Source organism: uncultured Shewanella sp., from assembly GCF_947495455.1.
Lineage (GTDB): Bacteria > Pseudomonadota > Gammaproteobacteria > Enterobacterales > Shewanellaceae > Shewanella.
On the sequence record NZ_CANLZC010000191.1, the window covers coordinates 1 to 4,642 of the forward strand.

At 39.4% G+C, this 4,642-nt stretch carries 4 protein-coding genes; all 4 read left to right on the forward strand.

What is annotated here, in order from left to right; genetic code table 11:
- Positions 1-102 precede the first annotated feature (102 nt).
- The 4 genes from Q0791_RS24485 to Q0791_RS24500 all read left to right on the forward strand — a co-directional run bounded on the left by Q0791_RS24485 (position 103) and on the right by Q0791_RS24500 (position 4,439).
- Positions 103-1,371, forward strand: a complete 1,269-nt coding sequence (locus tag Q0791_RS24485; protein ID WP_299011880.1) for a divalent metal cation transporter — start codon at positions 103-105, stop codon at positions 1,369-1,371.
- A gap of 63 nt (positions 1,372-1,434) precedes the next feature.
- Entirely contained in the window at positions 1,435-1,899 is a 465-nt protein-coding gene (locus tag Q0791_RS24490; RefSeq protein WP_299011881.1) for a DUF1456 family protein, read from the forward strand.
- A gap of 359 nt (positions 1,900-2,258) precedes the next feature.
- Entirely contained in the window at positions 2,259-3,947 is a 1,689-nt protein-coding gene (locus Q0791_RS24495) for an NAD-dependent malic enzyme (RefSeq protein ID WP_299011882.1), read from the forward strand.
- Between the two features lie 240 nt (positions 3,948-4,187).
- Positions 4,188-4,439 (forward strand): Blp family class II bacteriocin, encoded by a 252-nt coding sequence (locus Q0791_RS24500; RefSeq protein ID WP_299011883.1) that lies wholly within the window; start codon positions 4,188-4,190, stop codon positions 4,437-4,439.
- Positions 4,440-4,642 lie beyond the last annotated feature (203 nt).

Genomic DNA, 4,642 nt, shown 5'->3' on the forward strand with positions numbered 1-4,642 from the left:
GTTCCCAAATAAAATCAACTTCCTGGGAATCACCTGTGAGTAAAAAAACTGGGGATTCATCAGTCACGGGTATAAATTCGCATTTGCTAGCTAAGGCTTTTTATGAACAAGATGTCATCGACGACGAAAAGTACTCATGGTGCTTATCAATTATTAAGGGCAATGGGGCCGGGGTTGTTAATGGCTGCTGCTGCAATTGGAGCGTCACATTTAGTGGCATCAACTCGGGCTGGAGCGGAATTTGGCTGGCAATTGGCATGGGTTATTGTCGCGATTAATGTGATCAAATACCCTTTCTTTGCCGCAGGCGCGCGCTATACCGTTGCAACAGGGGAGAGCTTATTACAAGGGTATTATCATCAGGGGCGAGGTTATCTTGTCGTATTTACTTTGCTGAACGCTGTTGGTGCGGTCGCAAGTACGGCGGGTGTGACCATGTTAACATCTGCTATGTTGACGTTATTTATTCCTTTATCCATTGATATTTTGGCCTTAATCGTACTTTTCTCAAGTTTAGCTTTGATTATTTTTGGTCACTATCGTCTGCTTGATAAATTAAGTAAAGTAATCATGTTTGCGTTAACCTTAACGACCTTAATTGCTGTTGCAATGGCGTTGAATATTCCACCTGTTATGAGCAGTGACTTTGTGGCAGTGTCTCCTTGGCAGTGGGCGAATATTGGGTTTTTAGTGGCCATGATGGGGTGGATGCCAGCGCCTATTGAAGTGAGTGTTTGGAATTCTTTGTGGTTAATTGAAAAGCAAAAACAAATGCCTATCAGTAAAAAACAAGCTTTATTAGATTTTAACCTTGGCTATGTATTGACGATTGTAATAGCCTTGGCTTTTCTGTCTTTAGGGTCATTAGTCATGTATGGGACTAATGAGACATTTTCCAATTCTGGAGCCTTATTTGCCAATCAAATCATTGATTTATACAGTAACGTAATGGGAGGAGAAAGTCGCTATCTTATCGGTGTTGTAGCCTTATTATGTATTTTTAGTACAACGGTGACAGTGATTGATGGTTATAGCCGAAGCTTGGCCGAAAGCTGGGCCTTATTAACCCACTATTCTAAAGATAATCATAAAATAGTGGGGTTAACTGGTATTAGGATATCGATAAGTGTATTGGGTTTATTTATTATTTTATTTTTTCAAGGGGCATTATTGCCTTTGTTAGAGTTTGTCATGATTTTGGCCTTCATTACCACAACTGTGTTTGCGGCACTCAATTTTAAATTAATGATTTCACCGCAACTCGCAGTGGAAGATAGGTTTGGGCCATTGATGAAGCTTTGGTCTTGGGTAGGCGTTCTTTATTTTGTGGGCTTTTCTGTGTTGTTTATTTATTGGAAGTTTTTCCAATAATGGGGGACAATATCATTGCATGAAAGCGTAGCCGCGCTTTTCCATAACAAAAGATAAAAGATTATGACCAACAATGATATTTTACGTCGAATACGTTTCGTGTTTGATTACAACAATGCAAAAATGATTAAAGTCTTTAATCATGCCAAGTATGAAATGACAACAGATGTGTTGATCAACATGCTACGAAAAGAATCAGAAGAAGGCTATAAGGCGTGTAATGATAAGGTTTTTTGTTCATTTCTTGATGGGTTAATCATTGAAAAAAGAGGATTAAGAGAGGGCAGTGAAGTGCCTGCACCTGTTTCTCAATTAACCAATAACCTTATTTTTAAAAAATTACGGGTCGCATTGGAATTAAAAGAAGATGAGATTATTGGGCTACTAAGTTTAGCGGATTTTAACATGTCTAAATCTGAATTAGGGGCGCTGTTTAGAAAGCCGGGTCACAAACATTATAAAACCTGTGGTGATCAAGTCTTGCGTAACTTTCTTGCGGGTTTATCACTTAAATATCGTGGAATGTAAATATATTTAGTTAAAGTTTAAACAGCACGGTGAAACGTGCTTTTTTTGTTTTATTTGTTTGTTGTTTTAAAACCTCTTTTGACTAATGAAAACAAGCAGTTTTAAAAAAAAAGTATGGCTATGGGCTCAATAAAAGGCAACAAAGTGTCGATTTCATGATAATCTAAGCGTATTAAAAAATGACTCGTTTTACGCTGTGAATAGCTATTTTGTGACCTGGCTTTTCGGTGTTTGATGATGTCATATTTCAAATAAAAAGTGTTGTAGATGAGTAGGCCTTAGCTTAGTGTTAGTGAGAGGGTTCAATCATCTATAATGAAGTGATATGTATTTAACGGTAATATTTAAAAAGGTTTCCAATGGACGATAATAAACGCCCGCTCTATCTTCCTTTTGCAGGTCCTGCAATTCTTGAAGCGCCCTTGATTAATAAAGGCAGTGCATTTACCAATGAAGAACGGATTTTCTTTAATTTAGAGGGATTATTGCCTAGCGTTATCGAAACCATCGAGGAGCAAGCATCTCGTGCTTATGCTCAGTACAAGAACTTTACCAATGCGCTTGATAAGCATATTTATTTACGAAATATTCAAGATACAAACGAAACCTTATATTATCGTTTATTGCAAAATCATATTACTGAAATGATGCCGATTATTTATACTCCAACTGTGGGGTCGGCGTGTGAACGTTTCTCTAAAAACTATCGTCGTAACCGTGGTTTATTTATTTCTTATTCAAATAAAGACCGAATCGATGATGTATTGAATAATTCGACTCGCCAGAAAGTAAAAGTCATTGTTGTCACTGATGGTGAGCGTATTTTAGGTTTAGGCGATCAAGGTATTGGTGGCATGGGGATCCCCATTGGAAAATTGTCCCTCTACACTAGCTGTGGTGGCATTAGCCCCGCTTATACACTGCCTATTACATTAGATGTGGGTACGGATAATCCACAGTTATTGGATGATCCTATGTATATGGGTTCACGTCATCCCAGAATTGGTGGTGAAGAATATACCGAGTTTGTCGAAGCTTTCATGGAAGCGGTTCACCGTCGTTGGCCAGATGCATTGATTCAATTTGAAGATTTCGCACAAAAAAATGCCATGCCATTACTTGAGCGTTATAAGGATAAATATTGCTGCTTTAATGATGATATTCAAGGTACGGCAGCAGTGACTGTGGGGTCATTATTGGCAGCATGTAAAGCCGCCAATAGCCAGTTAAGTGAGCAAAGGGTTGCTTTTCTTGGAGCAGGATCGGCAGGTTGTGGTATTGCTGAAGCCATAGTGGCGCAGATGGTTTCTGAAGGGATCAGTGTTGAACAAGCTCGGTCTCAAGTCTTCATGGTAGACCGCTGGGGTATGCTTGTTGATAGTATGCCAAACTTACTGCCTTTCCAACAACCACTGGCACAGAAAGCAGGGGATGTGGCGAATTGGAATACCCAAAGCGATCATATTTCTTTATTAGATGTCGTGAATAATGGCAAGCCAACGGTGCTTATTGGCGTATCTGGCGCGCCAGGTTTATTTAGCGAGCAAATTATTAAGGCGATGCACAGTCATTGTAAACGTCCCATCGTCTTTCCTTTGTCTAATCCGACAAGCCGAGTCGAGGCGACACCAAAAGATGTGTTGCACTGGACTCAAGGCCAAGCATTAGTGGCTACAGGGAGCCCGTTTGAGCCTGTTGTGATAGAGGGGACAACCTATGAGATTGCCCAATGTAATAACAGTTATATTTTCCCTGGTATAGGGTTAGGGGTATTAGCGGCGGGTGCCAAACGTGTGAGTAACGAAATGTTAATGGCTTCAAGCCGTGCGCTTGCTGAGTGTTCACCATTAGCCATTCATGGAGAAGGCCCATTATTGCCAAGTCTTGAAGAGATCCATTTCGTTAGTAAGCATATTGCTTTTGCTGTTGCCAAAGTGGCGATTGAACAAGGTCATGCCTTGCCTACGTCTGATGATCTCATTCAAAAATCCATTGAAAAGAATTTCTGGAAACCTGAATACCGCCGTTATAAGCGGACTTCATTTTAATCATCAATGTTTACCTCATAAAAAACACCTCACTTAACGTGATGTTTTTTATATAATAAATTTAAATAGTTAAATTTATTATATAATTTTTATTTTTTGATAGCTAAAATTGTTTAATGGTAATTATAATTCATCTTTAATATCGGCTTGTATTATCTAGGCGATAATTATTATAAAGAGACACTGTTTATTTCGAGTATCGGGGAATTAAATGGGTCTCATAAATGAAAAGGAAAAAAGATGCAAGTTTTATCATTAAATGAAATTGAACAGGTTAATGGCGGGGCTTTTTTTGATGCTATGTCTAGTTATTATACTGAAGAAGTCGCTTTAACGGCTGTCGGTGGCGCGGTGCTTGGTGCTGTATGTTTTCCTGCTTGGGGGGTTGTGGGATCGGTTGTTGTTGGGGCTTCACTGGGGGCTTTGGTGGGCATTGGGCATACCGCAGATATGGCCGCGCTTGATGCCAGCATAAATGATATATTCAAATAGCATTTGTGGTAAGACCCTCTTTTTTGAAGCGGGTGATCGAGATGTGAGATGGAGGGAGATGTCGATGATTCAATGACGTTTCTATGAGAATACAGCACCCTGAAGTTGAAATAGACTCAGTATGCTGTTAATGCCGATCATTTAACGATTTATTGATCGGTTGACTGATCGTTTAAATGCGTCAAAATCCGAGTCCTATCTCT

Excerpts from the sequence above, each read along its gene's own strand:
- Q0791_RS24490 (WP_299011881.1), top strand. The coding sequence starts at position 1,435 with ATGACCAACAATGATATTTTACGTCGAATACGTTTCGTGTTTGATTAC.
- Q0791_RS24495 (WP_299011882.1), top strand. The coding sequence starts at position 2,259 with ATGGACGATAATAAACGCCCGCTCTATCTTCCTTTTGCAGGTCCTGCA.
- Q0791_RS24500 (WP_299011883.1), top strand. The coding sequence starts at position 4,188 with ATGCAAGTTTTATCATTAAATGAAATTGAACAGGTTAATGGCGGGGCT.
- Q0791_RS24485 (WP_299011880.1), top strand. The coding sequence starts at position 103 with ATGAACAAGATGTCATCGACGACGAAAAGTACTCATGGTGCTTATCAA.